Here is a 24,650-nt window from a genome sequence, read left to right on the forward strand (position 1 = left end):
GCGCAAGCAGAAGCTCGTTCTTCTCAGCTTCGCTCAGCACATGAAGCGGGGGTGGGGCCATCCCAAGGGTGAATCAAACTCCGAGTCACCGCGCAACCATTTTCTGCCAACCTCGTGAGCAGTTACGCGGAGAGGTTATAATTGGGCGGCAACGAAGGGGGAACTGCTAAACTGGCGTCATGGTTATGCCAAGCGGCCTAGCATTGGCCCTGTTTCTTCAGGCCCGTTCCATGAACATGTGGAGAGTTGGTTTTGAAGCAGTCATTCTCGATAGGCTTTAATCAGTACGAGAGGACGGCGCAGGCATATCCTGCGTTGTTATGCACCCTACCGATTTTTGCATTGATTTCAGTGTGGCTGCCAAATGCAATGAACATTGCGACTGCCCTAAGCTCCTTAGGATTTTCCGCAGCGATTACTATGCTGATGATGCAATGGGGACGCAGGCTGGGTCGAAAAATTGAGGCTGAAGGGGAGCTCGGAAGCTCTGTCACAGTTGCAATCTTAAGGCACGATGGCGAAAAACTTTCACCTTTGGTCCGCGCCCGCTACCATGAGTGCTTCCGAGCCCATGGCATAGTTCTGCCGACTAAGGCAGAGCAAGACCATGACCCTCAAGGGTCTGATGCAGCATTCGATGCTGCTATCTCTTGGTTGCGAGAGAAGACGCGTGACGAGAAAAAGTTCTTCCTAATACACTCCGAAAATAGATCTTATGGATTTAGAAGAAATCTACTAGGACTTAAGAAAATTGGAATTGCCGTTCTGATAATTTCAATAATCATAAATGTAACGCTTATGATATACGAAGGTGATGCTAATGGCCTTAATGAGGCTGCTGCGGCATTGTTGCTTTTTCAAATTTTCGGGTGCGCCCTTTGGATATGGTTAGTCAATCCGGCGTTCGTACGAGATGCCAGCCAATGTTACGGGGTACGGCTTCTGGCGGCCTGCGAAGTTTTGGCAACAAAGGAAGGGCGCGTGAGTAAAAGCGCTGCCAAAAGCAATCCTCGCCATTGAAATCTGGCTAGCCGCTACAACCGGCTTCCCTTCTTCCCCGCGTCTCTGCACAAATCTAAAAACCATTTTCCTACACCCCCCATCTTCGCCTAGAAGTTCCCGTTTCGTTCCAAACGGGAGCCGCCCATGTCGCACGCCGCCGATCCGCATCAGCCTTCCTCCTTCGGCAGGGGATGGATTCCCGCGAGCCGGGACATCGGGCTGCCCGATGATGCTCTGCCTGCGTTTGGCGCGAGGGGGCAGGGGCGCGCGGCGTCAGTCCCCCTCCCGCAGGCGGGAGGGGTTAGGGGTGGGCATTCGCCGTCAGGCGAACTGGGGGGCGGTGGGCATTCGCCGTCAGGCGAACTGGGGGGCGGTGGGCATTCGCCGTCAGGCGAACTTGGGTTTTTCACAGAAGATGAAGGAAAGGCCCACCCCCAGCCCCTCCCGCCTGCGGGAGGGGAGGAGAAGGGGAGCGCCCTCCCGCTTGCGTCGGCGGAAGCCGCACTCCTCCACCCCAACCAGTTCACGCCGACGCGCATCGCGAAGTTTCTCGATCACCTCAGCCGCCATGGGCAGGTGCGCATGGCGGCGCGGGTGGCGGGGGTGTCGCAGCAGACGGCCTATGTCCGCCGTCGCCGCGATCCGGCCTTTGCCGCTGGCTGGGACGCGGCGCTGATCCATGCGCGCGAGGCGGCCGAGCAGGTCCTCGCCGCCCGCGCGCTCCATGGCACCACCGAGACGATCTGGTTCCGGGGCGAGGCGGTGGGCGAGCGCCGGCGCTTCGACGCGCGGCTGCTGCTCGCCCATCTGGCCCGGCTCGACGCCCGCGCCGCCGCCGCGCCCAAGGCCGTCCACCACCTCGCCGAGGACTTCGACCACATGCTCCTCGCGCTCGCCGGGGGAGAGGACACCGCCACCGCCACCGGCTTTGCCAACCCGGCCCGCGAACGCTTCCTCGCCGCTTGCGAGCGCCAAGCCGAACAGGACTTCAAGCGCGCCTGCCCCTATCCCACCGACGACGAACCCGACGAGGCCTGGGACGACTGGCAGGACGCCCACAAGCTCTACACCGCCGAGGCCGCACAAGCCGCCCGCCAGACCTGGGCCACCCGCGCCGCCGAAACCGAAACCCGCCTCGCCGCGCTGTTCGGGTACGAGGACGAGGAGGAGCGAGAGGCGCAGGCGGAGGAGGCGGAGAACCAATCCCCCCGTCACCCCGGGCGAGACCCGGGGTCCCGCTTGACTGCGCCCACGCCCGAGCAAACAGCGGAAGCGCCAAGCCCCCCTGAACCGTGTAAACCCCGTAAACCCCTCGGCGTGCTGAAGTGCGGAACTTCGGCCCCGGCGTTACTCTCGGCGAGCTTCAACTGGCCGATTCAAGCGCCTCGCCAGCTTCCAGCCACGCAGCTTCCGCTTCCTCCAGCGCCTGCGCAACCTTGGCTCGCCGCTGCGACAGGTCGCCCATGGTGAGCTTGGCGAATTCCGGCGCGGCGCTTGTCGGTTCGAACATCGCGCGGTCGATCTGCGCCAGCTCGGCCTGCAGCTTGGCGACGCGCTTCTCGGCCTCGTTCTGGGCTTTCTGCAGCGCCTTGTACGTCTCGCGCGCGGTGGCCCGCGCCTTGCGGTCCTGCTGCGCGCCGCCGCTCTTGGCCTGCGTGTCGCTGCTGCCGCTGTCGGTCTTGGGCTGGTTGCGGCCGAGGATGAAGTCGATGTAGTCCTCGATGCTGCCGTCGAACGGCTTGGCGGTGCCGCCGTCGACGAGGACCAGGCGGTCGGCCACCAGTTCGGCCATGTGCCGGTCGTGGCTGATCAGGATCACCGCGCCCTTGTAGGCATTGAGCGCCTGCACCAGCGCCTCGCGCGCGTCGATGTCGAGGTGGTTGGTCGGCTCGTCGAGCACCAGCATGTGCGGCGCGTCGCGAGTGACGAGGGCGAGGGCAAGGCGGGCGCGCTCACCGCCTGACAGCGTGCCGACCGCGCTCGTGGCGCGGTTGCCGGAGAAGCCGAAGCGCCCCAGCTGCGCGCGGACGGCGGCGGGGCTCTTGCCCTCCATCGCCCGCGTCATCAGTTCGAGCGGGGTGCCGCCATCGGCGATCTCCTCGACCTGGTACTGCGTGAAGTACCCGACCTGCATCTTCCCCGTCGCCGTCATCGCCCCGTCCATCGGCGCAAGCTGCGCGGCGAGCAGGCGGGCGAGCGTGGTCTTGCCGTTGCCGTTGCGGCCGAGTAGCGCGATGCGGTCATCCGGATCGATGCGCAGGTTGAGCCGCTGCAGCACCGGCTTGCCGGGAGTGTAGCCGACCGAAGCGAGGTCGAGCGTGATCAGCGGGGGGCGCAGTTCCTCGGGATCGGGGAAGTCGAAGCTGAGCGAGGGATCCTCGACCACTGCCGCGATCGGCTGCATCCTGGCCAGCATCTTGGCGCGCGACTGCGCCTGCTTGGCCGTCGATGCGCGGGCGGAGTTGCGGGCGATGTAGTCGCGGAGCCGGTCGGCCTGCGCTTCCTGCGCCGCACGCGCCGCCGCCTGCTGCGCCAGCCGCTCGTTGCGCTGCCGCTCGAAGCTGTCGTAGCCGCCGGGGTAGAGCGTGAGCTTGCCGGCGTGGAGGTGGACGATGTGGTCGGCCACGTTGTTGAGCAGGTCACGTTCGTGGCTGATCAGCAGCAGCGTGCCGGGATAGGCCTTGAGGAAGTTCTCCAGCCACAGCGTCGCTTCAAGGTCGAGGTGGTTCGAAGGCTCGTCGAGCAGCAGCACGTCGGGCGCGGAGAACAGCAGCGAGGCGAGCGCCACGCGCATGCGCCAGCCGCCGGAGAAGCTGTCGAGCGGGGCAGCCTGCATTTCCTCGTCGAAGCCGAGGCCGATGAGGATGCGCGCGGCGCGTGCGTCGGCGCTGTAGGCATCGATGGCGAGCAGGCGGTCATGGACATCGCCGAGGCGGTTCGGGTCGGTGCAGGTCTCGGCTTCTGCGAGCAGTTGGGTGCGTTCGACATCGGCCGCAAGCACGGTCTCGAACGGCGTGGCGCTGCCGGCTGGCGCTTCTTGCGCGAGGTAGCCGAGGCGGGTGCGGCGCGGCATCTCGATGGCGCCTTCGTCGGGTTCGATCTCGCCGATGATCGCCTTGACCAGCGTGGACTTGCCTGCGCCGTTGCGTCCGACCAGACCGACGCGGGCGCGTGGCGGCACCGCTACCGAGGCGCGGGAAATGATGTCGCGTCCGCCGAGGCGCACGGTGATGCCGTTGATGGTAAGCATGGGAAAAGACTGGCGTCCGCTTCGGGAAAATCAGGGGGAAATCAGGTTGGATCGGGCGCGCGGGGTCCTGTCATGTTTGGCCCATGTAGGCAAGCGGAGTTGAAACCCATCACGGTGCCTGCGCGCGTCACCCCCATCCAACCTTCGCTAGCGGGCAAGCCCGCAAGCTGCGGTATCCTTCCCCCATCAAGGGGGAAGATGAAGGTGAGATGCCGCCACTTTGGCTGCACAACACGGCCAGACTGGGTTGGGGTGATGGTGGGCCCGGCAGGACTTGAACCCGCGACCTAGCCGTTATGAGCGGCCAGCTCTAACCAACTGAGCTACAGGCCCATCGCGACTTCCGCTAGCGGGACGTGGCGCGCTTGGCAAGGTGGCGGGATCAGACTTGCGCTGCGGCGATGATCTCGTGGACGCTGGCCGGGGCGACGCCGCGATGGGCGAGGTAGGCGAAGACGCCGCGCCACCAGTCGTAGAACAGGTCAAGGTCTTCCTCGCTGCGGACGTAGGGCGTGAGGCCGGGGCGCAGCGAGGGGCTGTGGAACGAGAACACCAGCAGCGGCAGGCGATCATCAAGCGCCATGTCGATGCCGGTCAGGGCTTCGTCGAGCGTGACGCCTTCGGGAGTCAGCGGAATGCGATCGAGCAGGCCGAGGTGTGCGAGCGCGCCGCGCAGGCGGGGAACGCGCCACAGCGCCGGATAGAGCGCGGGGCCATGCTGGCGCAGGAGGCCGGCAAACACGGTGGTCAGCGGCATCTCGATCAGGCCACCGCGCCGGTCGATCCACCATGGGCGCAAGGGATGATCGCGGAAGTTGGGTCCGCCGGTCGAGCTGTAATCGAAGCGCGAGCGCACCGAGGTGTCGATCGCGATCGCGCAGTCCGACAGGATCGCGGCGGTGTTGGGGCCGACGCCATAGCGCCCGGCGCGGTAGATCATCGGGCCGACGCCGAACGCCTGTTCGATGGTATCGCGCAGCTTGCGGAACTTCGCGCGCTCGAGTTCGGCGGGGAGATTGCCGGCGAAGCTGTTGTGGACATTGACGTGCTCGTCATGCGGCGGGCTCACCCAAGGGTGGAGTTGCACGCCGATCTCGGCACGGCCCGCCCTGACCGCGTCGCCGAGCACTTCTGCTGCGCGCGGATCGCTCGCCACCGGGAAATCGACGAGGTAGATCGGCTTGACGCCTGCACCTTCGCAGAACTGCTGGAACTTGGCGAGGCGGGGAATGTGGTCAAGGCCGTGGCTGGTGCGATCGAGCGGCTTGGACCAGTCAAACTCTTCCTCGGTATCGACCGTAAGCACGAAGCGCGTGCCGAAGCCGGGCGCGAAGGTGACGAAGTCATCGGGCGCCGGAAACCGCAGGATCTGTGGTGACAGAGGGGCCGTGGTCATGCCGCGTTCTTGCCCGCAGCGCGATCGGCAGGAACTGCTTCGGTGAGCGGCAGCTCGACAACGATGCGGGAGCCTTCGCGATTTAGCGAGCCACCGCCGGCTTCGAACTCCGCCCGGGCGAGGCGCAGGGCGAAGCCATTGCCGAGCATTGCCGATGCGGCCAGCGCGCCGCCACCGACAGGCGCTTCCGGGGCGAACAGCGCTTCGTCATCGAGCCGGTCAAGCGAGGCGGGGAGAGTGATCGACAGCGCAGCACGGCCGGGGTGTTCGTCGAGCGAGATCGTCATGCGCTCGGCGGGAGCGACGCTGGTGGCGACGACCGAGAGCAGGCGCCAGACGCTGCGCTCGATCTCGTCGGCGGCAAAGGCGACAGCGAGCGGCCTTGGCGGCATGGCCACGGCGAGGCGGACATTGCGGGCGGCCAGGATCGGCGAGACCTGTTCGATCAGGCGGGCGACAATGGCGGTGGCATCGGCCTGTCCGCTGTCGATGCCGATGGCGCCGGATTCGAGTTTGACGAGCCGTTCGATCTCTTCGAAGCCGGCCAGCATCTGCGCGGCGTCGGCGGCGATGCTGGCGGCCATGGCGCGGTACTGGTGCGGGGTGGCGCCGAAGACCTGGCTCTGGATCATTTCGGCGAAGCCCTGGATCGCGTTGATCGGGGTGCGCAGTTCGTGGAGCAACTGGCGCAAGCGATCGGCCTCGGCGGCAAGCGAGAGATGCGGCGACGGTGCCGGATCTTCGTGCGCGGCAACGGGGCGGCGCAGGCGCAGCAGGTAGCCGGTGAAGCGCCCGCCATCGGGAGCGAAGAGCGGCGTGCCGTCGGCCTGCCAGCTGCCGGCGACGAATTCTGCGCCCTCGATTTCCAAGGCGCCGGCGGTGATCGGCTGGCGCAGGCGGAAGGCCATGGCCATGCCGGCATTGCAATGCACCGGTGCAGCAGGATCGGCGGTGAACACGCGGCTGCCGACGAGCATCCCCGGCGGGTCAACAGATGCGTGGACGACGCTGCCGAGGGCATCGGTGCGCAAGTCTATGGAGGCAATAGGCTTGCGCGGGACGTGCTGTTCCTCGCCGAACGGCAGCAGCGGGGCAAGACCGTCACCGCGGGAGGCGAGCGCAGGGGTTGCGGCGCGTTCCTCGCGCGTGCGGCGGAAGGCCTCGATCCGGCGCACGATCGCGCCGATGCCGTCCTGCGCCCGCACTTCGGCTGAAACCGGTTCGGGTTCGGGTTCGGGCTGGTGTTGTTCGACCGGCGCGGGATCGGGCTCCGCTTCCTCCAGCGGGATGATCAGATCGAGCGGTTCGGATGGTGCGGCAGGTGCGGCTTCGGCCGCTTCGGGTTGCGGCAGCAGGAAGTCGTTGATGCCCAGGCGCGACAGGAGGTCGCGGACGTCCTGCGACAGATCGGAGCGGTGCCGGACGAAGCCGCGCGTCTGCGTCGGCAGGCGCGGGATCAGGGCGAGCCAGTCCTCGCTGGCGAGACGGGCAGCGGCGACAGCCGCGGCGGCGGTGCGTGGGCCGCACTGGGCGAAGTGGTAGACCAGGATCGGCGAGCGGTGCGGAGCCGACCGCAGCACGGCGGCGCATTCCTCGTCGTCGAGCAGGGCGACCAGCGAATCGATCCGCTGCAGCGCGCCGGCATGCTGGCGATTCCACCCGGCAAGCGGCACCGGGCCGAGCAGGTCGACCAGCTGGCGCAGTTGCGTTCTGGCTGCCGTCTTGCCGGCCACGTTGGTACGCAGCACGGTCTCAAGGCGGTCATCGACGATCATCAAGGCTCCGCGCTCGGGTTCAGCGGGACCGTAGCACGATGCCGCGGTCAATGGGGATAGCCGCAAGGGATTAGCCCCCATAAACCTAACAAATCGTGCCTCTTGCGCAAAGGTGGCTATCCACGGCGTTGCAATGTGGGACGATTGCAATATGAAACAATAAAATTATCTTGGACTGCGGATTTTGTGCGGAAAGTTGCGACTCATGCTTCTTTCCGAATTCCCCGGCCGGGGTTCAGCGAAACGGACGTACAAAAAGAATGGCAACCCTTGATGGTATCGACCGGCGCTTGCTTGCCGAACTGCAGGCAGAGGGCCGCGTCACCAACGTCGAACTGGCACAGCGCGTAGGGCTTACTGCACCGCCGTGCCTGCGGCGTGTCCGGGCGCTGGAGGATGCCGGAGTGATCCGCGGCTATCACGCCGATCTCGATGCCTCGAAGCTGGGCTTTGCCATCACTGTGTTCGCGCTCGTCAGCCTCAAGAGCCAGGCCGAGGAATCGCTCCGCCAGTTCGAGGACCACATGCGCACCCTGCCCGAAGTGCGCGAGTGCCACATGCTCAACGGCGAGATCGACTTCATCCTCAAGATCGTCAGCCGCGACCTGCAGAGCTTCCAGGAATTCCTGACCAGCAAGCTGACGCCTGCACCCAACGTGGCGAGCGTGAAGACTTCGCTGACGATCCGTACGGCCAAGCAGGTGCCCGGGGTGCCGCTGGAGGATTGATATGGTGGCGCTGCATGAAGGCCCACCCCGCTGCGACTAAACTCGCCTTCGGCTCGCTAAGTCTCGCGGCCCTCCCGCCTGCGGGAGGGCTCAAGAGGGACGCTTGTACTCCCCTCCCGCAGGCGGGAGGGGTTGGGGGTGGGCATCGGACGTCAGTCCGACGACCCCGCCGCCTTCTCGTGGTGGCGGATCACTTCCTGAATGATGAAGCGCAGGAACTTCTCGGAGAATTCGGGATCGAGCTTGGCGTCTTCGGCCAGCTTGCGCAGGCGGGCGATCTGGCGTTCCTCGCGGCCCGGATCGGAGGCGGGAAGCTTGTGCGCGGCCTTGTGGGCGCCGACGGCCTGGGTGATGCGGAAGCGTTCGGCGAGGATGTGGATCATCGCCGCATCGATGTTGTCGATGGACTGGCGATAGCCTGCCAGAACCGGATCTTCGCTCATCAATCTACCCCGTCCAAATCTTGCCCAAAGGTCCTGAGCCGCCGCTACAGTGCAAGTTGCGTCTTGCCAAGCGCCGCCCTTGCCGCCAAGCGGTCTATCCGATGACTGCGACCGTCCACACTCTGCCGCGCAAGGCCGAACCTTCGCTGGCGCCGATGATGGCCCTCGTTGCCGAGGGCATGAACAGCGTCAACGCCGTGATCCTCGACCGGATGCAATCGCGCATCCCGCTGATCCCGACGCTGGCCGGGCACCTGATTGCCGGCGGCGGCAAGCGGATGCGGCCGATGCTGACCCTGGCGAGCGCATCGCTGCTCGGCTACGGCGGATCGCGGCACTACAAGCTGGCGGCGGCGGTGGAGTTCATCCACACCGCGACGCTGCTTCACGACGACGTGGTCGACGGTTCGGACATGCGGCGCGGCAAGAAGACCGCGAACATCGTCTATGGCAATCCGGCGACAGTGCTGGTGGGCGACTTCCTGTTCAGCCGCAGCTTCGAACTGATGGTCGAGGACGGCAGCCTCAAGGTGCTGCGCATCCTGTCGAACGCATCGGCGGTGATCTCGGAAGGCGAGGTCGACCAGCTGGTGGCGCAGCGGCAGATCGAGACGACCGAGGAAATGTACCTCGACATCATCGCGGCCAAGACGGCGGCGCTGTTCTCGGCGGCATGCCGGATCGCGGCAGTGGTGGCCGAGCGCGACGAGGCCGACGAACTGGCGCTCGATTCCTATGGTCGCAACCTTGGCATCGCGTTCCAGCTGGCCGACGATGCGATCGATTATGATTCCGAAGTTGCCGAGATGGGCAAGGACCAGGGCGACGACTTCCGCGAGGGCAAGATGACCCTGCCGGTGATCCTCGCCTATGCGCGCGGCGATGCCGAGGAGCGCAAGTTCTGGCAGGAGGCGATTGCCGGCGACCGCTCGTCTGACGCCGACCTTGCCCATGCCATCGAACTGATCCGGCGGCATGACGCGGTCAACGCCACGCGCGAGCGGGCGCGGATGTATGCGCAGCGGGCGATCGACGCGATTGCCGGCTTCCCGGCAAGCGCGGCCAAGGTCGCCATGACGGAAGCCGCGCTCTTCGCCGTCGCGCGGAGATTCTGATCCAGTTTCAAAAGTATAACGGGAGAACCTGATGCAGCATCGTCGCCTCGGCCGGTCGGCCATAGTCGTTTCCGATATCTGCATGGGGACGATGACTTTCGGCAGCCAGGTGGACGAGGCAACGTCGTTGCGCATTCTCGACCGCTGCTATGACGCGGGGATCAACTTCTACGACACCGCCGAAGGCTATCCGGTGCCGCCCGACATCAAGTGGGTAGGACGCACCGAGGAAATCGTCGGCAAGTGGCTCAAGACCAAGCCGCGCGATGCCATCGTGCTGGCCACCAAGGTTTCCGGGCCGAGCCACGTGTGGTTCAAATCGCCCTGCCGCAGCGGCATGACCGCGCTCGACCGGCGCAACATCGAGACCGCGATCGAAGGCAGCCTGCGCAAGTTAGGCACCGACTACATCGATCTCTACCAGACCCACTGGCCCGATCACGACACCGACTATGACGAGACGATGGAAGTGCTGCACGAGCTGGTGCAGGCGGGCAAGGTGCGGATCACCGGCTGTTCGAACGAGACGAGCTGGGGGCTGATGAAGTCGATCGCCAGTGCCGAGAAGCTCGGCACGGTGCGCTACCAGACGATCCAGAACAACTTCAGCCTGAACAATCGCCGTTTCGAGGACGAACTGGCGCAGGTCTGCCGCAAGGAAGGTGTCAGCCTCATCCCCTATTCGCCGATCGCGGGCGGCGTGCTTTCGGGCAAGTACAGTGGCGGAGCGCGGCCCGAGGGTGCGCGCTTCTCGCGGTATCTGGCGATGGAAGGGCGGCAGGCGGCGATGGGCAAGCGCTTCGTCAACGAACGCAGCATTGCCGCGACCGAGCGCTTCATCGGCATTGCTGCCGAAGCGGGGTTGGATCCGGTGACGATGGCCGTGGCATGGTCGAAGCAGCACGATTTTGTCGCCTCGACCATCGTCGGGGTCAGCAAGGACGAGCACGTCGATCCGATCCTGGCGGCGGCGGACCTCGTCCTGCCTGCCGAGGTGATGAAAGCGATCGACCGTGTGAGCCGCGAGATTCCTTATCCAATGGGGTGATGGACGGCTTGACGACTTTCGGGCAGGAGAAGCATTCTTTGCGGGTCTTGCCGGAGTTGACCAAGATGTTGAGCCGTAACGCCAATTCTGCCGTTCTTGACCTTGGCTGGCTGCGTCCGGTGGGCTGGGGGGCGGCAGCATTCCTGCTGTTGCTGCCGATGGTCGGCATGCTGTTCGAAGATCGCCTGCACTGGGGCGTGAACTGGACTGCGGGCGATTTCCTGGCGGCAGCAGTGCTGCTGGGCGGGACGGGCGCAGCACTGGAAGTGGCGGTACGGTTGAGCGGAAACCTCGCCTATCGTGCAGGCGCCTTCCTGGGGATCGGTGCCGCGCTGGTTCTGGTCTGGGCAAATCTGGCCGTCGGTCTGGTCGGCTCGGAGGGTGATGCCGCAAACCTCTGGTTCATGGCCGTGCCGGTCGTCGGCCTGGTGATGGCGGCGGTCGGGCGGTTCTCGCCGCAAGGGCTGGTGCGGGCGATGCTGGCGATGGTTGTCGCGCAGATCGTCGCAGGCGTGGCGGCTGGCGGCACTGTCGAGGCGGTGGCGATCACGCTGGTGTGGAGCGCGGTTTGGCTGGCCTGTGCGTGGCTGTTCCGTCGGGCCTGCTGATTACTTGCGGCGTCCGAAACGCCGCCAAAGCCAATAGCAACTGCCGCCGCAGACTGCGCCGATGCCGAGCACGGTCGCGCCGATCACCGCGCCGCTGAACAGCAGGCCGGTGGTCAGCGCCACGACGAATTCCAGCGTGCTCTTCATCTCTCCCGGCCCTATCGCACCAACAGGCTGATGCAAGCTTGAACGGCCCCGGGCGCAAATCGTTGCGTTCGATGCGCGATGCGCCGTAAAGCGCGCCGGGTGAGCGACCTGCCGATCCATGCCGTCCTGCCCGACCTGCTTGCCGCCCTGCGAGATCGGCAGAGCGCGGTGCTGATCGCGCCGCCGGGGGCGGGCAAGACGACGGCGGTGGCACCGGCTTTGCTGGCCGAGCCGTGGTGCACGGGCCAAGTGATCGTGCTTTCGCCGCGCCGCGTGGCTGCGCGCGCTGCCGCCGAGCGGATGGCCGAGCTGCTGGGCGAGGAGGCCGGGCAGACCATCGGCTATGTCACGCGGCTTGATGCCAAGCGTTCGGCAAAGACGCGGGTGCTGGTGGTGACCGAGGCGATCTTCGTTTCGACTATCCTCAACGATCCGGAGTTGCAGGGCATCTCTGCGGTCCTGTTCGACGAAGCGCACGAGCGGCATCTCGACAGCGATCTTGGGCTGGCGCTGGCGGCGGAAGCGCAAGGTGTGCTGCGCGAGGACCTGCGTATCGTGGTGATGTCGGCCACCATTGATGGTTCGCGCTTTGCCTCGCTGCTGGACGGCGCGCCGGTGGTGGAGAGCGAGGGGAAGGCGCATCCCCTGACGGTGAAGTGGCTCGGCGCGCGGCCTGATGTGAAGATCGAGGCAGCGATGGCCTCGGCGATCCGGACGGCGTGGCGGGAGGAGACGGGGGATATTCTCGCTTTTCTGCCGGGCGTGGCGCAGATCGAGCGGACGGCGGACTTGCTGGCGGAGCGCCTGCAGCAGGCGCTGGTGTTGCCGCTGCATGGGCAGGTGGAACCGGCAGGGCAGCGCGCGGCGATCCGACGCGATCCGCAAGGGCGGCGGCGCGTGGTGCTGGCGACGAGCATTGCCGAGACTTCGCTGACGCTGGACGGCGTTTCGGTGGTGGTCGATGCGGGGCTTTCCCGGCGGGCGGAGTTCGACAAGGCGGCGGGCGTGACCCGGCTGGTGACGACGCGGGCGAGTCAGGCTTCGGCAGCGCAGCGGGCGGGGCGTGCGGCGCGGCAGGGGCCGGGGGTGGCCTATCGCCTGTGGGAAGAGGCGGCGCATGCGGGGCGGCCTGCCTTCGATCCGCCCGAGGTGGTTACGAGCGATCTGGCGCCGTTGGCATTGACCTTGGCGCAGTGGGGAGCGGGCGATCCGACAGCCATGGCTTGGCTCGATCCGCCGCCGGTTGCAGCGATGGCAGCGGCACGAGGAGCCTTGCAGGCCTTGGGTGCGCTGGACGCCGAAGCACGCATCACCGCGCATGGTCGCGCGATGGCGCGGTTGCCGATGGAGCCGGCGCTGGCGCACATGCTGTTGTTTGCTGCAGAGCGCGGGCAGGCCGATGAGGCAGCGCAACTGGCCCTGCTGCTGCAGGAGCGTGGCCTGGGCGGGCGCGGCGAGGACTTGGCGCGACGGCTGGACCGCTGGGCGGGCGAGCGCGGGAGCAGGGCCGAAGGATCGCGCAAGCTGGCGGTGCGGTGGGCGCAAATGGCGCAGAAGCTGGCTACAAGAGGCAAAAGTGCCGAGGTTCCGCTGGGCGTATTGCTGGCCGAAGCGTTTCCGGACCGGATCGCTCGGGCGCGAGGCGCTTCGGGTGAGGAATGGCTGGCGTCCGGCGGGCGCGGTTATCGGCTTGATCCGGCATCGCCGCTGGCGACGGCGAAACGGCTGGTGATCGGGGATGCGCAAGGCGAGGCCAAGGGCGCGCGCATTACCGCTGCGGTGTCGCTGGAGGATGAAGAGGTTACGCGCTTCCTTTCGCACCGGATGGAGGAGCGGCATTCGCTGACCTGGAATGCTGCAGAGGGGCGTGTGGAGGCGCGGCTCGAGCGCAGGCTCGGCGCGATCGTGCTGGCGCGGGTGCCTGATCCCAAGCCGGACGCTGACGCCGTGGTGGCCAAGCTGGTCGAGGTTGTTCGCGAGGGTGGCCTTGCGCTTCTGCCGCTGGGAGAGGCGGCGAAGGCGCTGATCGTGCGGGCGGGGTATGCCGGACTGGAGGCACTGTCGGAGCAGGTCTTGCTTGATGGGCTGGAGGAGTGGCTGGGGCCATTGCTGGCGGGGCGGCGCGATCTGCAGATCGGCGCGGGCAAGCTGCACGAGGCGTTGCTCAATCGGCTCGACTGGAACGAGCGGCAGGCGCTCGACAAGCTGGCACCGGCGGAGTTCCGTTCGCCTGCCGGGACCAGCCATGCCATCGATTATGGGCACGAGGGCGGGCCTTGCGTGGAATTGCGGGTGCAGGCGCTGTTCGGGCTGGAGCGGCATCCCTGCGTGGGGCAACCGCCAAAGCCTTTGCTGCTGAGCCTGACCAGTCCGGGTGACAAGCCGATCCAGACCACGGCCGACCTGCCCGGCTTCTGGCGCGGATCGTGGCGCGACGTGGTCAAGGACATGAAGGGCCGCTACCCAAAGCACCGCTGGCCGGACGAGCCTTGGGCCGAGGACCCGAGCCTCAAGACGAAGAACGCATTTAACGCGCAAAAGCGGACTTGATTTGCGGGTTGATTCGTGTGCAAGCGCGAAGCCATGTCAGCACGCATCTATCAGCGCCCGAAGAACGCCATGCAGTCCGGCAAGGCCCGGACCAGCGACTGGCTGCTCGAATTCGAACCTGCCGAAGCGCGCCGTCCCGACCCGCTGATGGGCTGGGCCGGTTCGGGCGACACGCAGAGCCAGGTGACGCTTGCGTTCAACTCGCAGGAAGAAGCGCAGGCCTATGCAGACCGCTATGGCATCGAAGTACGCGTGATCCCGACTCCGCCGCGCAAGCTGAAGCTGCAGAGCTACGCGGATAATTTTAGGTAAGCTGGATCGGGTGGGGCTGGACAAGCCCCCGCTTCCTCTCCATATGCCGCGCCGGGAGTCGGTCGGACGCTTGCGTCCGCCAACCTGGTCAGGTCCGGAAGGAAGCAGCCACAACGGGTTGCGGCGGGTCGGCCGGCTCCTATTTCACCCCTCGGTTGCCGCTTTCATGCGCGAGCGTGCGTCGTTGCGCTTGCCCGTGGCCGGGACAAGTCCGGCAACCTTGCCGAGGCCGAAGGGCGGCATGTTGCCGTAGATCGTCTCGTAGGCACCGGCTGAGACCGCATATGTTTCGTGGAAGATGCCGACGGTGCCGTCGCCGCCAATCGCCTTGTTGAAGGCGGTCCAGGCTGGCCAGTGCTTCTGGTCCCGGTCGCGGGCGTAGGCTTCGAGGCTGTCGAAATCGCGCCAGTACTGCAGGAGCACGACTGTGCGGAGATCGCGGATCATGGTCTCGGTGCCGAGGAAGCCGCTTTGCGGGTTTCGCGCGAGTTCGGCGATCATCGGCCCCATCGCGCGCGCGACGGGGAGCCACTTGCCCACCTTGCGGAAGTGGTTGATGCGCATGCCGATGACGAAGACCACCAGCGAGCGGTCAAAATCTGCGGTGAGGCGGCCTGGAAGGACTGAGGTCATGAAACGAAGGTTGCATTATGCAACTTATGAGTCAATCCACCGATTCAGGCCTTCGGGGCATTCGACAATCGGGCCGCTAGTGCTTACCTAGGCAGCGATGGCCGATTCCACCGACATGTTTGGCGATCCTCCGCAAGAGGAGGAGAACAAGCCTTCTGCCGCCGAGCTTGAAGCGGCGGGGCAGAGTTCGATGTTCGGTGATCCGGTGCCGGCTGCACCGGTTGAGGTCGTGCGCGAGACGCCCGCTCCCGCGCCGGTCGCGCCGCCCGCTGCACCGACGGCGCAGCCCTATCGCGTGCTGGCGCGCAAGTACCGTTCGCAGACCTTTGCCGAGCTGATCGGGCAGGACGCGATGGTGCAGACGCTGGCCAATGCGATCAAGCGCGACCGGCTGGCCCATGCCTTCCTGATGACCGGCGTGCGCGGGGTGGGCAAGACCTCGACCGCGCGCCTGATTGCCAAGGCGCTCAACTGCATCGGTCCCGACGGGCAGGGCGGGCCGACGATCGATCCTTGCGGGGTGTGCGAGCCATGCCGGGCGATTGCCGAGGGCCGCCACATCGACGTGATCGAGATGGACGCAGCGTCCAATACCGGCGTTGATGACGTGCGCGAGATCATCGAGGCGGTGCGCTATGCGGCGGTCTCGGCGCGCTACAAGATCTACATCGTCGACGAAGTCCACATGCTGTCGCGCAATGCTTTCAACGCCTTGCTGAAGACACTTGAGGAACCGCCGGCGCATGTGAAGTTCCTCTTCGCGACGACCGAGGTGGACAAGCTGCCGGTGACGGTGCTCTCGCGCTGCCAGCGGTTCGACTTGAAGCGCATTCCCGCCCCGCTGCTGGCCAGCCACTTCGGCATGATCTGCGGCAAGGAAGGCGTCGAGGCCGAGGACGAAGCGCTTGCGATGGTCGCCGCCGCCGCCGAAGGTTCCGTGCGCGATGGTCTGTCGATCCTCGACCAGGCAATCAGCCATGCCGATCTGGTTGGCAGCGAGGACGGCAAGACGCGGGTGACGGCGGAGCAGGTCCGGCAGATGCTGGGCCTTGCCGACAAGACCATGCAGCGCCGCCTGCTCGATGCCGTGCTATCCGGCAAGGGTGACGTAGTGCTGGCCGAAGTGGCGCAGCAGTATGCGCTGGGGATCGAGCCGATCGCGATGATGCGCGCGCAGATGGACGTGGTTCACCGCGTCACCGTGACGCAGATCGGCGGCGTCGGCCCGGACGTGCGCTCTACCGAGGAGCGCGAGGCGCTGGAGGGCTGGGCCAAGGCGCTTTCGGCGGGGCAGTTGCACCGGCTGTGGCAGCTCTTGCTGAAGGGCTATGAAGAAGTGAAGGTTGCGCCCGACCCGCTGGTGGCGGCGCAGATGGCGCTTCTGCGGGTAATGCATGCGGCAGACCTGCCCGATCCGGGCGGGCTGGTGAAGAAGCTGGAAGAGATCGCTTCACGGCCCGTGGTCGTGGCGCAGACCGCAGAGGTGGGCGCGGCATCCGCTCCCGTCGCGCAAGCGCCTGTTGCGCCTGCGATGGATTGGGAAGGGCTGGTCGAGCAGGTCGAGCATGTCTCGCCACTGGTCGGATCGACGATGCGGCTGGGCGTGCGGGTGGTTGAGCTGAAGCCCGGATTGCTGCGCTATCAGCTGGCGCCGGGATTGCCGAACGATCCGGCGGCGGATATCCGGCGCGCGTTGAATCACGTGACCGGCGAAGCGTGGATCGTCGAGCGCGGGGAGGGCGATGCCCTGCCGAGCCTCGAGGAAGCCAAGGCCGCGAAGGTGGCGGCGGCGGACGCGGCGATGAAGGAAGATCCCTTGGTCAAGGCGGCGCTGGAAGCCTTTCCGGGCGCGGTGATCATTGATGAGGAAAGCTCGCGAGAGCACGAGAAGAGACCCTGGAGCAAACGCGCATGAAGTCGATGGAAGAGATGATCCAGGCCGCTCAGAAGGCGGCGCAGACCATCCAGAAGCAGATGGAGGACGCGCAGGCGACCTTGGACAACATCGAGGTCGAAGGCGCGGCCGGTGGCGGGCTGGTGAAGATCAAGGCCTCGGCCAAGGGGCGCGTGATCGGCGTGAACATCGACGAAAGCCTGCTGGCACCGTCCGAGAAGGGCATTCTCGAGGATCTCGTTGCGGCAGCGTTCAACGACGCGCGCGGCAAGGCCGATGCTGCAGCAGCGGAAGAGATGCAGAAGGTGCAGATGGCCGCGGGCATTCCGCCGGGCTTCAAGCTGCCGTTCTGACCGGTCGGCCCGGTGCGGGCTGGCGATGAATTGCGTCAACAAGACTTGCGGCGTGGCTGGGGGCAGGCCAAGGCTGTGCGGTAGAATGATGAACCGGACAGGAATTCCTGATTGAGCGTGACCTTGCTTGCCAGTGCTGCCCTGCTTGCCGTCCCCGCCGTGGACGCGCCGGCAGCACCCGAAGTTGCGCTGGTACAGGACGCGCAAGGTTCTGCTGCGGGCGCAGCAACGCCGCTTCCGCAAGACGCTCCGTCCGACCCGCAGCCTTCGACGCCCGTTGCCTTGCCGCAAGCGCCCGCGCCTTCGCTCGACCAGATCGGGCAGGACGATCAGGCCATCGTCGTCTCCGGCGAGAAGGCGCCGAAGCAAGACCCGATGCAGTCGGTCAATCAGGCGAGCTACGACGCGGTGCAGGCGGTGGACGATGCCGTTATCGCGCCGGTGGCCAACGTCTATGAAAAGGGCGTGCCGCGCCCGATCCGCATGGGCCTGCGGAACTTCCTGCGCAACCTGACCGAGCCGATTGTTGCGCTGAATTTCCTGCTGCAGCTGAAGCCGGGCAAGGCTGCCGAGACTGTGGGCCGGTTTGCGATCAATTCGACCATCGGCGTCGGTGGCGTGATCGATGTTGCGAAGAACAAGCCGTTCAACCTGCCGTATCGGCGCAACGGCTTTGCCTACACCTTCGGCTATTACGGCATCGGGCCGGGACCGTACATGTTCCTGCCGCTGGTCGGCCCGACCACCCTGCGCGACGTGATCGGTCTGGGCATCGACCGCTTCCTGATGCCATTCGCGATCGGCGGGCCACTGCGCAATCCCGGCTATGTCTATGGCAGCTTCGTGATTCGCTCGCTTGATGAGCGCGTGGCCAACGATGAGCTGTTCAAGCGCATTCGCGAGGAATCAAATCCCTACGCATCGTATCGCGAGCTTTACCTAAAGTCGCGGCAGGCCGAGATCGATGCGTTGAAGGGCAAGGCCGACTTTCAGAAGGAAGGCTCGGTCAAGCTGCCCGCGCTGACGCCGACCCCGCCGCCGACCTTGCCGCCTGCTCCGCCAGTCAGTGAGCCGGTTCCTGCAGCGCCGCTTGCGCCGGTGTTCGTTTCCGAGCCGGTGGTGCAGCCGCTGCCTTGATGGGAAAAGCTGAGTCACCGCCAGCACGGGGACTCAGCTTTCCAGCAGCAGTGAATAATCTCGCAGGACTTCCCACGCCTTGTTGGGCGAGATCATCAGCTGTTCGGGACTTTCCAGCCCCGCCAGACGCCTGATCATCTGGGCGACGGTCGCGGCGTTGCCGCTGCTCATGCCATAGGTGGAGATCAGCACTTCGGGATTGTGCGACAGCGTGTTCTCGAACAGCAGGTCGACGTTCTGCGGCTGGAAGCCGAAGCCGAGGAAAACGAGGCGTTTTGCGCTGGCAACGGAAAGGCGGATGTCGCGCAGGGCATTGCGGTCTGAACTGCGCTCGTTGAGCGATTTGAGCTGCGCTGCGATGGCGTGGATGTTCCAGGGCTGCTCCACGCCCCATTCGGCCTGCGGCGCTTCACCCTTCTGCCAGGGCAGGCGGCCGATCGAGCCATGCGGGTGCACGATGTCGAGCTTTTCGGCGATGACCTGCTGCGCTTCCTTGAGCTCGATGCCGTAAGCCATGACCAGGGCGTAGGGGAGGAAGTGCTCGAGCGATCGGTCGTAGTTGAAATTGATGATGGTGAGCTGTTCCAGCGTCTGCCCGATCTTGCTGCGCGGCACGCCCGAAGTGATCAGCTGGCCGAGCTGGTAGATCCAGTACTCGGCGATCTTGCCCTGAAGCGGCAGTTCGCCCTCGACACGTGGCACGTCCTTGAGGTTGCTGCGGGATTCGGCCTGCCCCATGAAGAAGGTGATGGCGAGCTTGCCGCAAGCCAGCACGAGCGGATCGTGATCGTACTGTTCGAGCACGGTATCGATCGAGCGACCAAGTCGGCAGGCGTTGCGCAGGCGCTCGGCCGCAGCAGCGACATCGCCGACCTTCTTGTTGAGCCTTTCCGCCAGTTTGTAGATGTTGCGCAGGAGCAACTGGCCATCGCGGGTCGAGGTGTCCGAGGCAGTGCGCTTGAAATCATAGCCTTGGATGATGCGGGCGAGCAGTTCCGCGTTCGACGGAAACTGGAGCTCGGCGCTCGCCCCGGCGCCGATGATCAGCGTTGTCCTCGTTCGCAGCATGCGGGGTGGCGATCCTTCCAGTCCGGCAACCCCAATGCGCAATTATACCTAACATCCGGTTTACGTATTGCGCGCCGGCGAGGTCCACAGTGCGGCAAGGATGCCGTGATCCACAGCGGATATGGCAAAAGCCATTGCGGCAGGGGCACGCGCTCCCCATATCCCGGGAAAGCGTCGGGCGGCGTGCCCGGCAGGACGGAAACGAAGTGCCCATGAATCTCTATCCCCTGCTTCCCCTTCGCGACATTGTCGTGTTCCCCGGTATGGTCGTGCCGCTGTTCGTCGGTCGCGAGAAGTCGGTAGCGGCGCTGGAAGCGGCCATGGCGGGCAACAAGGATATCTTCCTGCTCGCCCAGCTGGATCCTGGCTGCGACGACCCGGATCGCGACGATCTTTACGATACCGGCGTGATCGCCAGCGTCCTCCAGTTGCTCAAGCTCCCCGATGGCACCGTTCGTGTGCTGGTCGAAGGGCGTGAGCGTGCAGTGCTTGAAGGGCTGCGGGAAGAGACCACGGCGCAGGGCGCGATGCTGGTGGCGCAAGTCGAACCGCAGGAAGCCGTGATTGCGGAAAGCACCGAAATCTCGGCGATGATGCGCTCGGTCGTCGACCAGTTCGCCGAATACGCCAAGCTTTCGAAGAAGCTGCCGCAGGATGCGGGCGGTCAGCTGGGCGATATCGAGGACGCTGGCAAGCTGGCGGACTCGGTCGCGGCGAACCTTGCCGCCAAGGTGGCCGACAAGCAGGCGGTGCTGTCCGAATCCGACCCGATGAAGCGGCTGGAAATGGTGCTCTCCTTCATGGAGGGCGAACTGGGCGTGCTGCAGGTGGAGCGCAAGATCCGTGGCCGCGTGAAGCGCCAGATGGAAAAGACCCAGCGCGAATATTACCTGAACGAGCAGCTGAAGGCGATCCAGTCGGAACTGGGTGGCGGTGATGGCGAAGAGGCCAACGAGATTGCCGAGCTTCAGGAAAAGATCGACAAGCTCAAGCTTTCAAAGGAAGCCAAGGCCAAGGCGACGGCGGAGCTGAAGAAGCTCAAGACCATGCAGCCGATGAGCGCCGAGGCGACTGTCATCCGCAATTACCTCGACGTGCTGCTGGGCCTGCCATGGGGCAAGCGCAGCAAGCTCAAGAAGGACATTCCGGCGGCGCAGGCGATCCTCGATGCCGATCACTACGCGCTCGACAAGGTCAAGGACCGCATCGTCGAGTATTTGGCGGTGCAGGCGCGTACCAACAAGCTGAAGGGGCCGATCCTGTGCCTCGTCGGCCCTCCGGGCGTGGGCAAGACCTCGCTCGGCAAGTCGATCGCCAAGGCGACCGGGCGCCAGTTCGTGCGCCAGTCGTTGGGCGGCGTGCGCGATGAGGCCGAGATTCGTGGCCATCGCCGCACCTACATCGGCTCCCTGCCGGGCAAGATCGTGACCAACCTCAAGAAGGCTGGCACGGCCAACCCGCTGTTCCTGCTCGACGAGATCGACAAGCTCGGTCAGGACTTCCGTGGCGATCCGGCCTCGGCGCTGCTGGAAGTGCTCGATCCCGAACAGAACGCGAAGTTCCAGGACCACTACCTGGAACTGGACTTCGACCTTTCGGACGTGATGTTCGTCTGCACGGCGAACAGCCTGAACCTGCCGCAGCCGCTGCTTGACCGCATGGAGATCATCCGGCTCGAGGGCTACACCGAGGACGAGAAGGTCGAGATTGCCGAGCGCCATCTGGTGCGCAAGCAGGTGGAAGCGCACGGGCTGAAGAAGGGTGAGTTCACCCTGACGACCGAAGCGCTGCGCGACCTGATCCGCTACTACACCCGCGAGGCTGGCGTGCGTACGCTGGAGCGCGAGGTGGCGCGTCTGGCGCGCAAGTCGCTGCGCCAGATCCTTGAGGGCAAGGCCAAGTCGGTCACGATCACGCCGGAAAACCTTTCGGACTTCGCCGGCGTGCGCAAGTTCCGCCACGGCGTTTCCGACGAGGAGAACCAGGTCGGCGCGGTGACGGGTCTGGCCTGGACCGAAGTCGGCGGCGAACTGCTGACGATCGAGAGCGTGACGGTGCCTGGCAAGGGCGCGGTCAAGACCACCGGCAAGCTGGGCGAGGTGATGAGCGAGAGCGTCCAGATGGCTTTCAGCTTCGTCAAGGCGCGCAGCCCCGCCTACGGAATCCGGCCGTCGATCTTCAACCGCAAGGACCTGCACATCCACTTGCCCGAGGGTGCCGTTCCCAAGGACGGGCCGAGCGCGGGCATCGGCATGGTCACCGCCATGGTCTCGACGCTGACCGGCATTCCGGTGCGGGCCGACGTGGCGATGACCGGCGAGGTTACCCTGCGTGGCCGCGTGCTGGCGATCGGTGGCTTGAAGGAAAAGCTGCTGGCCGCGCTGCGCGGCGGCATCAAGACGGTGCTGATCCCCGAGGAGAACCGCAAGGACCTTGCCGAGATCCCGGCCAACATCAAGGAAGGCCTGGACATCATCCCGGTGAGCCATGTCGACGAGGTGCTGGCGCGTGCGCTGGCATCGGTGCCGCAGGCGATCGAATGGACCGAGGCAGACGATCTGGCCTCGCAGCCAACGCCGCCTGCAGCCCCGGCCGGGGCAACGCCGACTGCCCACTGAGGCGCTTGCAATTGCAACTTTTACGAGGGGTGCGCGCACGATTGTTGCGCGCACCCTTTTCGTTGTCCGAAAAGCGCGATTTTCCCGCTCCAACAGGCCTGTCGGCGGCGCTTTAGCCTTTGACAGGTGATTGTTTCTGGGCTTGTTTCCCTTCACCCGAAAGGCGACTCATTCCATTCAACCCAAGACATAAGACTTAGGGGGTTCCGTAATGAACAAGAACGATCTGATCGGCGCCGTCGCCGATGTCAGCGGCCTGTCGAAGGGCGATGCGACCAAGGCCGTGGAGGCCGTCTTCGAATCGATCTCCGGTGCGCTGGCGAAGGGCGACGAAGTGCGCCTGGTCGGTTTCGGCACTTTCTCGGTGGCCAAGCGCAAGGCCTCCACCGGCCGCAACCCGCGCACGGGCGAGCCGATGTCGATCAAGGCTTCGGCCCAGCCCAAGTTCAAGGCCGGCAAGGGCCTCAAGGACGCGGTCAACTGATCGCAGCCTGATTGCTGAAGTTACAGGGAGCCGCCGCGGTCGACGGGACTGCGGCGGCTTTTTTATGGCGCGAAACGGACGAGCGCGGTGGGCGCTTCCTTGGTGCGCTCGTTGACTTTCCACTGGAGCATTTTGCCCGATGCGGCGGCTGCGGGACCTTCATCGGTGTTGTTGGCGAGGATCTCGCCATCGGTGGTCAGTGTGAGGACGCCGTCGAGCGTCGGCATGCCCTGACCACCGGCCTTTTCGCTCTTCTCGTCAGCAGCCATCGCGGCCATGCCCATGAACGGTGAGTTTGCTGCACCCGAGGCAAAGGCCGGGGCATCGATCCGAACGCTGCCATCGGCGCGGCGGATCATGGTGACGAAGGGCATGACCATCGGCAGCTTCTCGACCGTGGGGAAGCTGAAATCGTGGGTCAGCTTGCCGGTGATCGCGTATTCGACCTCGAACCTGCCATCGCCCTTGTCGATGACCGATTTCCAGCCCTTCTGCCGACGCAGGCGCTCGGCGAATTCCTGCGCGGCGCGGGGATCGGACGGATCAATGCCGCCGAGCATGGCCTTGGCCATCTGTTCGTCGGACTTCTTCTTTTCGGCCGCAGCGGCTTTGCTGGCGGCGAGATCTTCTTCCCAGACGCGCTTCTGTTCGGCGATTTCATCGGCGGTGCAGGGCCGCTCGTCCCCCTTCTCGTCATCGAAGCAGGTCGACGGCTCGAACGTCGCTGTGTCATTCTTCCGGTTGCGCTCATCTTCGGCCAGCTTCGACAGCGCGAGCACGTGGATCTCGCCCTTGTAGGTGAAGCTGAAGGTACCGTCCTTGCGCAGGTCGATCGCCGAGGTGAACTTGCCGGGGAGGAGCAGGCAGCCTGCGAGCAGGAGTGTGGCGAGCGTTGCTGCCGCCAGAGCCCAAGAACGCCGCATCTGCCCCTCCTGTCGTGATTACCCCTCGCGCGTAGCCACAGCGTACAGGGCGATGGCCGCCGCGTTGGACACGTTAAGGCTTTCGATGGCGGACGCAATCGGCAGGCGCGCGATCGAATCGCAGTGCTGGGCGACGTTGTGGCGCAGCCCTTCGCCCTCGGCACCGAGGACAAGCGCGACCGGGCCTGCGGGGACGGCGGAGGGAAACACCGCTTTGCCATCGCCATCGAGGCCGATGCGCCAGTAGCCTTCCTCGCTCATGCGTTCGAGCGCGCGCGACAGGTTCACAACGCGGACCCATGGCACGATTTCCAGCGCGCCCGAGGCCGATTTGGCCAGCGTACCCGATTCGGGTGGGGCATGGCGGTCCTGCGTGACGAGCGCGGCGACATTGAACGCAGCGCACGAGCGGAGAATCGCACCGACGTTGTGCGGATCGGTCACCGAATCGAGCACGACGATGGTGCGGCCTTCGGATTCTTCGAGAACGTCATCGAGAGCAACGTCGTCGAGCGGCGCGCAATCGAGCACGAGGCCTTGGTGCGGCGCGTCCTTGGCAACGAGACGGGCAAGATCGGCGGCCTGCGCATATTCCACGGGCAGCGAGGCGGGAAGTTCGGCGTCGTGATAGTCGAGCATGGCCTGGATCGCCTCACGCGTGCCCCACAGCTTCTTGGCATCGCGGTTGGGATTGGTCAGGGCCGCCTCGATGGCGTGGCGGCCCCACAGGCGGATCGAGCCTGCGCTGCCCCGGCCGGAGCCGCGTCCGCCCCTGTTGCGGCCGGCGCGACCGCGCAGCGCGCGGCCCTTCGGTTGATCGTCATTGCGGGGCATCGGGAGACCTTCTCTGCAAGCTTGTTGAAAAATTTCGTGCCGCGCATGCCAGCCTGCCCATTGACAGGCAAGTCTCCCTTCGCCAAAGGGGCCGCCTCTCGGCCGGACGGTCTCTTCGGAGGCCATCAAAAATCGGCTCTTTCTTCGGGAAGATCCGGCACCGGCAGCACTGGTGTGGACAGGTGGCCGAGTGGTTAAAGGCAGCAGACTGTAAATCTGCCCGCGCAAGCGTACGCTAGTTCGAATCTAGCCCTGTCCACCACCTGCTTTTTGGATCCAAGTTAACCCGCCACAGGGTAACCCCAATGCGCCTTTGGTTCGGCGCAGGATCC

Annotated in this window: 22 protein-coding genes, 2 tRNA genes and 1 other RNA gene; 15 read left to right on the forward strand and 10 right to left on the reverse strand. The window is 65.4% G+C overall.

Features of this window, described 5'->3' with window-relative positions; all coding sequences use genetic code 11:
* The first annotated feature begins 252 nt into the window (after positions 1-252).
* Together I2488_RS16045 and I2488_RS16050 are read left to right on the forward strand one after the other, a co-directional pair.
* Positions 253-1,020: a hypothetical protein gene (locus I2488_RS16045; RefSeq protein WP_196276831.1), complete on the forward strand. Its 768-nt coding sequence runs from the start codon at positions 253-255 to the stop codon at positions 1,018-1,020.
* A 564-nt stretch (positions 1,021-1,584) separates the two neighbouring features.
* Positions 1,585-2,472, forward strand: a complete 888-nt coding sequence (locus I2488_RS16050; protein WP_196276832.1) for a hypothetical protein — start codon at positions 1,585-1,587, stop codon at positions 2,470-2,472.
* On the opposite strand, the gene I2488_RS16055 is transcribed toward I2488_RS16050, so the two are convergent.
* The 4 genes from I2488_RS16055 to I2488_RS16070 all read right to left on the reverse strand — a co-directional run bounded on the left by I2488_RS16055 (position 2,366) and on the right by I2488_RS16070 (position 7,423).
* Entirely contained in the window at positions 2,366-4,252 is a 1,887-nt protein-coding gene (locus I2488_RS16055; protein ID WP_196276833.1) for an ABC-F family ATP-binding cassette domain-containing protein, read from the reverse strand. The genes I2488_RS16050 and I2488_RS16055 overlap by 107 nt on opposite strands.
* A gap of 256 nt (positions 4,253-4,508) precedes the next feature.
* Positions 4,509-4,585, reverse strand: a tRNA-Ile gene (locus I2488_RS16060).
* Positions 4,586-4,634: 49 nt separating this feature from the next.
* Positions 4,635-5,648 carry a polysaccharide deacetylase family protein gene (locus I2488_RS16065; RefSeq protein WP_196276834.1) on the reverse strand — a complete coding sequence of 338 codons (1,014 nt, stop codon included), beginning with the start codon at positions 5,646-5,648 and terminating at the stop codon, positions 4,635-4,637.
* On the reverse strand, positions 5,645-7,423 hold the full coding sequence (locus tag I2488_RS16070) for a sensor histidine kinase (RefSeq protein ID WP_196276835.1): 1,779 nt from the start codon (positions 7,421-7,423) through the stop codon (positions 5,645-5,647). The genes I2488_RS16065 and I2488_RS16070 overlap by 4 nt, the downstream gene beginning before the upstream one ends.
* 260 nt (positions 7,424-7,683) lie before the next feature.
* On the opposite strand from I2488_RS16070, the gene I2488_RS16075 reads away from it, so the two are divergent.
* Positions 7,684-8,151 carry an Lrp/AsnC family transcriptional regulator gene (locus I2488_RS16075; protein ID WP_144906518.1) on the forward strand — a complete coding sequence of 156 codons (468 nt, stop codon included), beginning with the start codon at positions 7,684-7,686 and terminating at the stop codon, positions 8,149-8,151.
* 152 nt (positions 8,152-8,303) lie between these two features.
* Here the strand turns inward: I2488_RS16075 and I2488_RS16080 are convergent, their stop codons facing one another.
* Entirely contained in the window at positions 8,304-8,594 is a 291-nt protein-coding gene (locus I2488_RS16080; protein WP_196276836.1) for a chorismate mutase, read from the reverse strand.
* Positions 8,595-8,695: 101 nt separating this feature from the next.
* On the opposite strand from I2488_RS16080, the gene I2488_RS16085 reads away from it, so the two are divergent.
* From I2488_RS16085 to I2488_RS16095, 3 genes are all read left to right on the forward strand, one after another.
* Positions 8,696-9,709, forward strand: a complete 1,014-nt coding sequence (locus tag I2488_RS16085) for a polyprenyl synthetase family protein (RefSeq protein ID WP_196276837.1) — start codon at positions 8,696-8,698, stop codon at positions 9,707-9,709.
* A gap of 31 nt (positions 9,710-9,740) precedes the next feature.
* Positions 9,741-10,757 carry an aldo/keto reductase gene (locus I2488_RS16090; protein WP_196276838.1) on the forward strand — a complete coding sequence of 339 codons (1,017 nt, stop codon included), beginning with the start codon at positions 9,741-9,743 and terminating at the stop codon, positions 10,755-10,757.
* 65 nt (positions 10,758-10,822) lie between these two features.
* Positions 10,823-11,365, forward strand: coding sequence for a hypothetical protein (locus tag I2488_RS16095; RefSeq protein WP_196276839.1), 543 nt, complete (start codon positions 10,823-10,825; stop codon positions 11,363-11,365).
* On the opposite strand, the gene I2488_RS16100 is transcribed toward I2488_RS16095, so the two are convergent.
* Positions 11,366-11,512 carry a hypothetical protein gene (locus tag I2488_RS16100; protein WP_196276840.1) on the reverse strand — a complete coding sequence of 49 codons (147 nt, stop codon included), beginning with the start codon at positions 11,510-11,512 and terminating at the stop codon, positions 11,366-11,368.
* A gap of 99 nt (positions 11,513-11,611) precedes the next feature.
* Between I2488_RS16100 and hrpB the strand changes: the two genes are divergently transcribed.
* The 3 genes from hrpB (at position 11,612) to ffs (ending at position 14,520) form a co-directional block, all read left to right on the forward strand.
* Positions 11,612-14,062: an ATP-dependent helicase HrpB gene (gene hrpB, locus I2488_RS16105; protein WP_196276841.1), complete on the forward strand. Its 2,451-nt coding sequence runs from the start codon at positions 11,612-11,614 to the stop codon at positions 14,060-14,062.
* A 33-nt stretch (positions 14,063-14,095) separates the two neighbouring features.
* Complete coding sequence (locus tag I2488_RS16110) at positions 14,096-14,374, forward strand: ETC complex I subunit (RefSeq protein WP_118074704.1); 279 nt, start codon at positions 14,096-14,098, stop codon at positions 14,372-14,374.
* 51 nt (positions 14,375-14,425) lie between these two features.
* Positions 14,426-14,520: signal recognition particle sRNA small type (gene ffs / locus I2488_RS16115), an RNA gene on the forward strand.
* Here the strand turns inward: ffs and I2488_RS16120 are convergent.
* The gene (locus tag I2488_RS16120; protein WP_196276842.1) at positions 14,519-15,007 is read right to left on the reverse strand and encodes a DUF4188 domain-containing protein; all 489 of its coding nucleotides are present in this window, start codon (positions 15,005-15,007) and stop codon (positions 14,519-14,521) included. The genes ffs and I2488_RS16120 overlap by 2 nt on opposite strands.
* Positions 15,008-15,104: 97 nt before the next feature.
* Between I2488_RS16120 and I2488_RS16125 the strand changes: the two genes are divergently transcribed.
* The 3 genes from I2488_RS16125 (at position 15,105) to I2488_RS16135 (ending at position 18,391) form a co-directional block, all read left to right on the forward strand.
* Entirely contained in the window at positions 15,105-16,922 is a 1,818-nt protein-coding gene (locus tag I2488_RS16125; protein WP_196276843.1) for a DNA polymerase III subunit gamma/tau, read from the forward strand.
* Positions 16,919-17,254 carry a YbaB/EbfC family nucleoid-associated protein gene (locus I2488_RS16130; RefSeq protein WP_039337431.1) on the forward strand — a complete coding sequence of 112 codons (336 nt, stop codon included), beginning with the start codon at positions 16,919-16,921 and terminating at the stop codon, positions 17,252-17,254. The genes I2488_RS16125 and I2488_RS16130 overlap by 4 nt, the downstream gene beginning before the upstream one ends.
* A gap of 117 nt (positions 17,255-17,371) precedes the next feature.
* Positions 17,372-18,391 (forward strand): MlaA family lipoprotein, encoded by a 1,020-nt coding sequence (locus I2488_RS16135; RefSeq protein ID WP_343071100.1) that lies wholly within the window; start codon positions 17,372-17,374, stop codon positions 18,389-18,391.
* A 33-nt stretch (positions 18,392-18,424) separates the two neighbouring features.
* Here I2488_RS16135 and I2488_RS16140 read toward each other — a convergent pair whose 3' ends face one another.
* Complete coding sequence (locus I2488_RS16140; RefSeq protein ID WP_196276844.1) at positions 18,425-19,459, reverse strand: SIR2 family protein; 1,035 nt, start codon at positions 19,457-19,459, stop codon at positions 18,425-18,427.
* 212 nt (positions 19,460-19,671) lie between these two features.
* On the opposite strand from I2488_RS16140, the gene lon reads away from it, so the two are divergent.
* Positions 19,672-22,077: an endopeptidase La gene (gene lon, locus I2488_RS16145; RefSeq protein WP_196276845.1), complete on the forward strand. Its 2,406-nt coding sequence runs from the start codon at positions 19,672-19,674 to the stop codon at positions 22,075-22,077.
* A gap of 211 nt (positions 22,078-22,288) precedes the next feature.
* On the forward strand, positions 22,289-22,561 hold the full coding sequence (locus I2488_RS16150) for an HU family DNA-binding protein (protein ID WP_039337436.1): 273 nt from the start codon (positions 22,289-22,291) through the stop codon (positions 22,559-22,561).
* A gap of 62 nt (positions 22,562-22,623) precedes the next feature.
* Here I2488_RS16150 and I2488_RS16155 read toward each other — a convergent pair whose 3' ends face one another.
* Positions 22,624-23,484, reverse strand: a complete 861-nt coding sequence (locus I2488_RS16155; protein WP_196276846.1) for a hypothetical protein — start codon at positions 23,482-23,484, stop codon at positions 22,624-22,626.
* A gap of 18 nt (positions 23,485-23,502) precedes the next feature.
* Positions 23,503-24,318 (reverse strand): 23S rRNA (guanosine(2251)-2'-O)-methyltransferase RlmB, encoded by an 816-nt coding sequence (rlmB, locus tag I2488_RS16160; protein ID WP_196276847.1) that lies wholly within the window; start codon positions 24,316-24,318, stop codon positions 23,503-23,505.
* Positions 24,319-24,494: 176 nt separating this feature from the next.
* Here rlmB and I2488_RS16165 point away from each other — a divergent pair.
* Positions 24,495-24,580: transfer RNA gene (locus I2488_RS16165), tRNA-Tyr, on the forward strand.
* Positions 24,581-24,650: the final 70 nt, after the last annotated feature.

It is taken from the genome of Novosphingobium jiangmenense (assembly GCF_015694345.1).
GTDB lineage: Bacteria > Pseudomonadota > Alphaproteobacteria > Sphingomonadales > Sphingomonadaceae > Novosphingobium > Novosphingobium jiangmenense.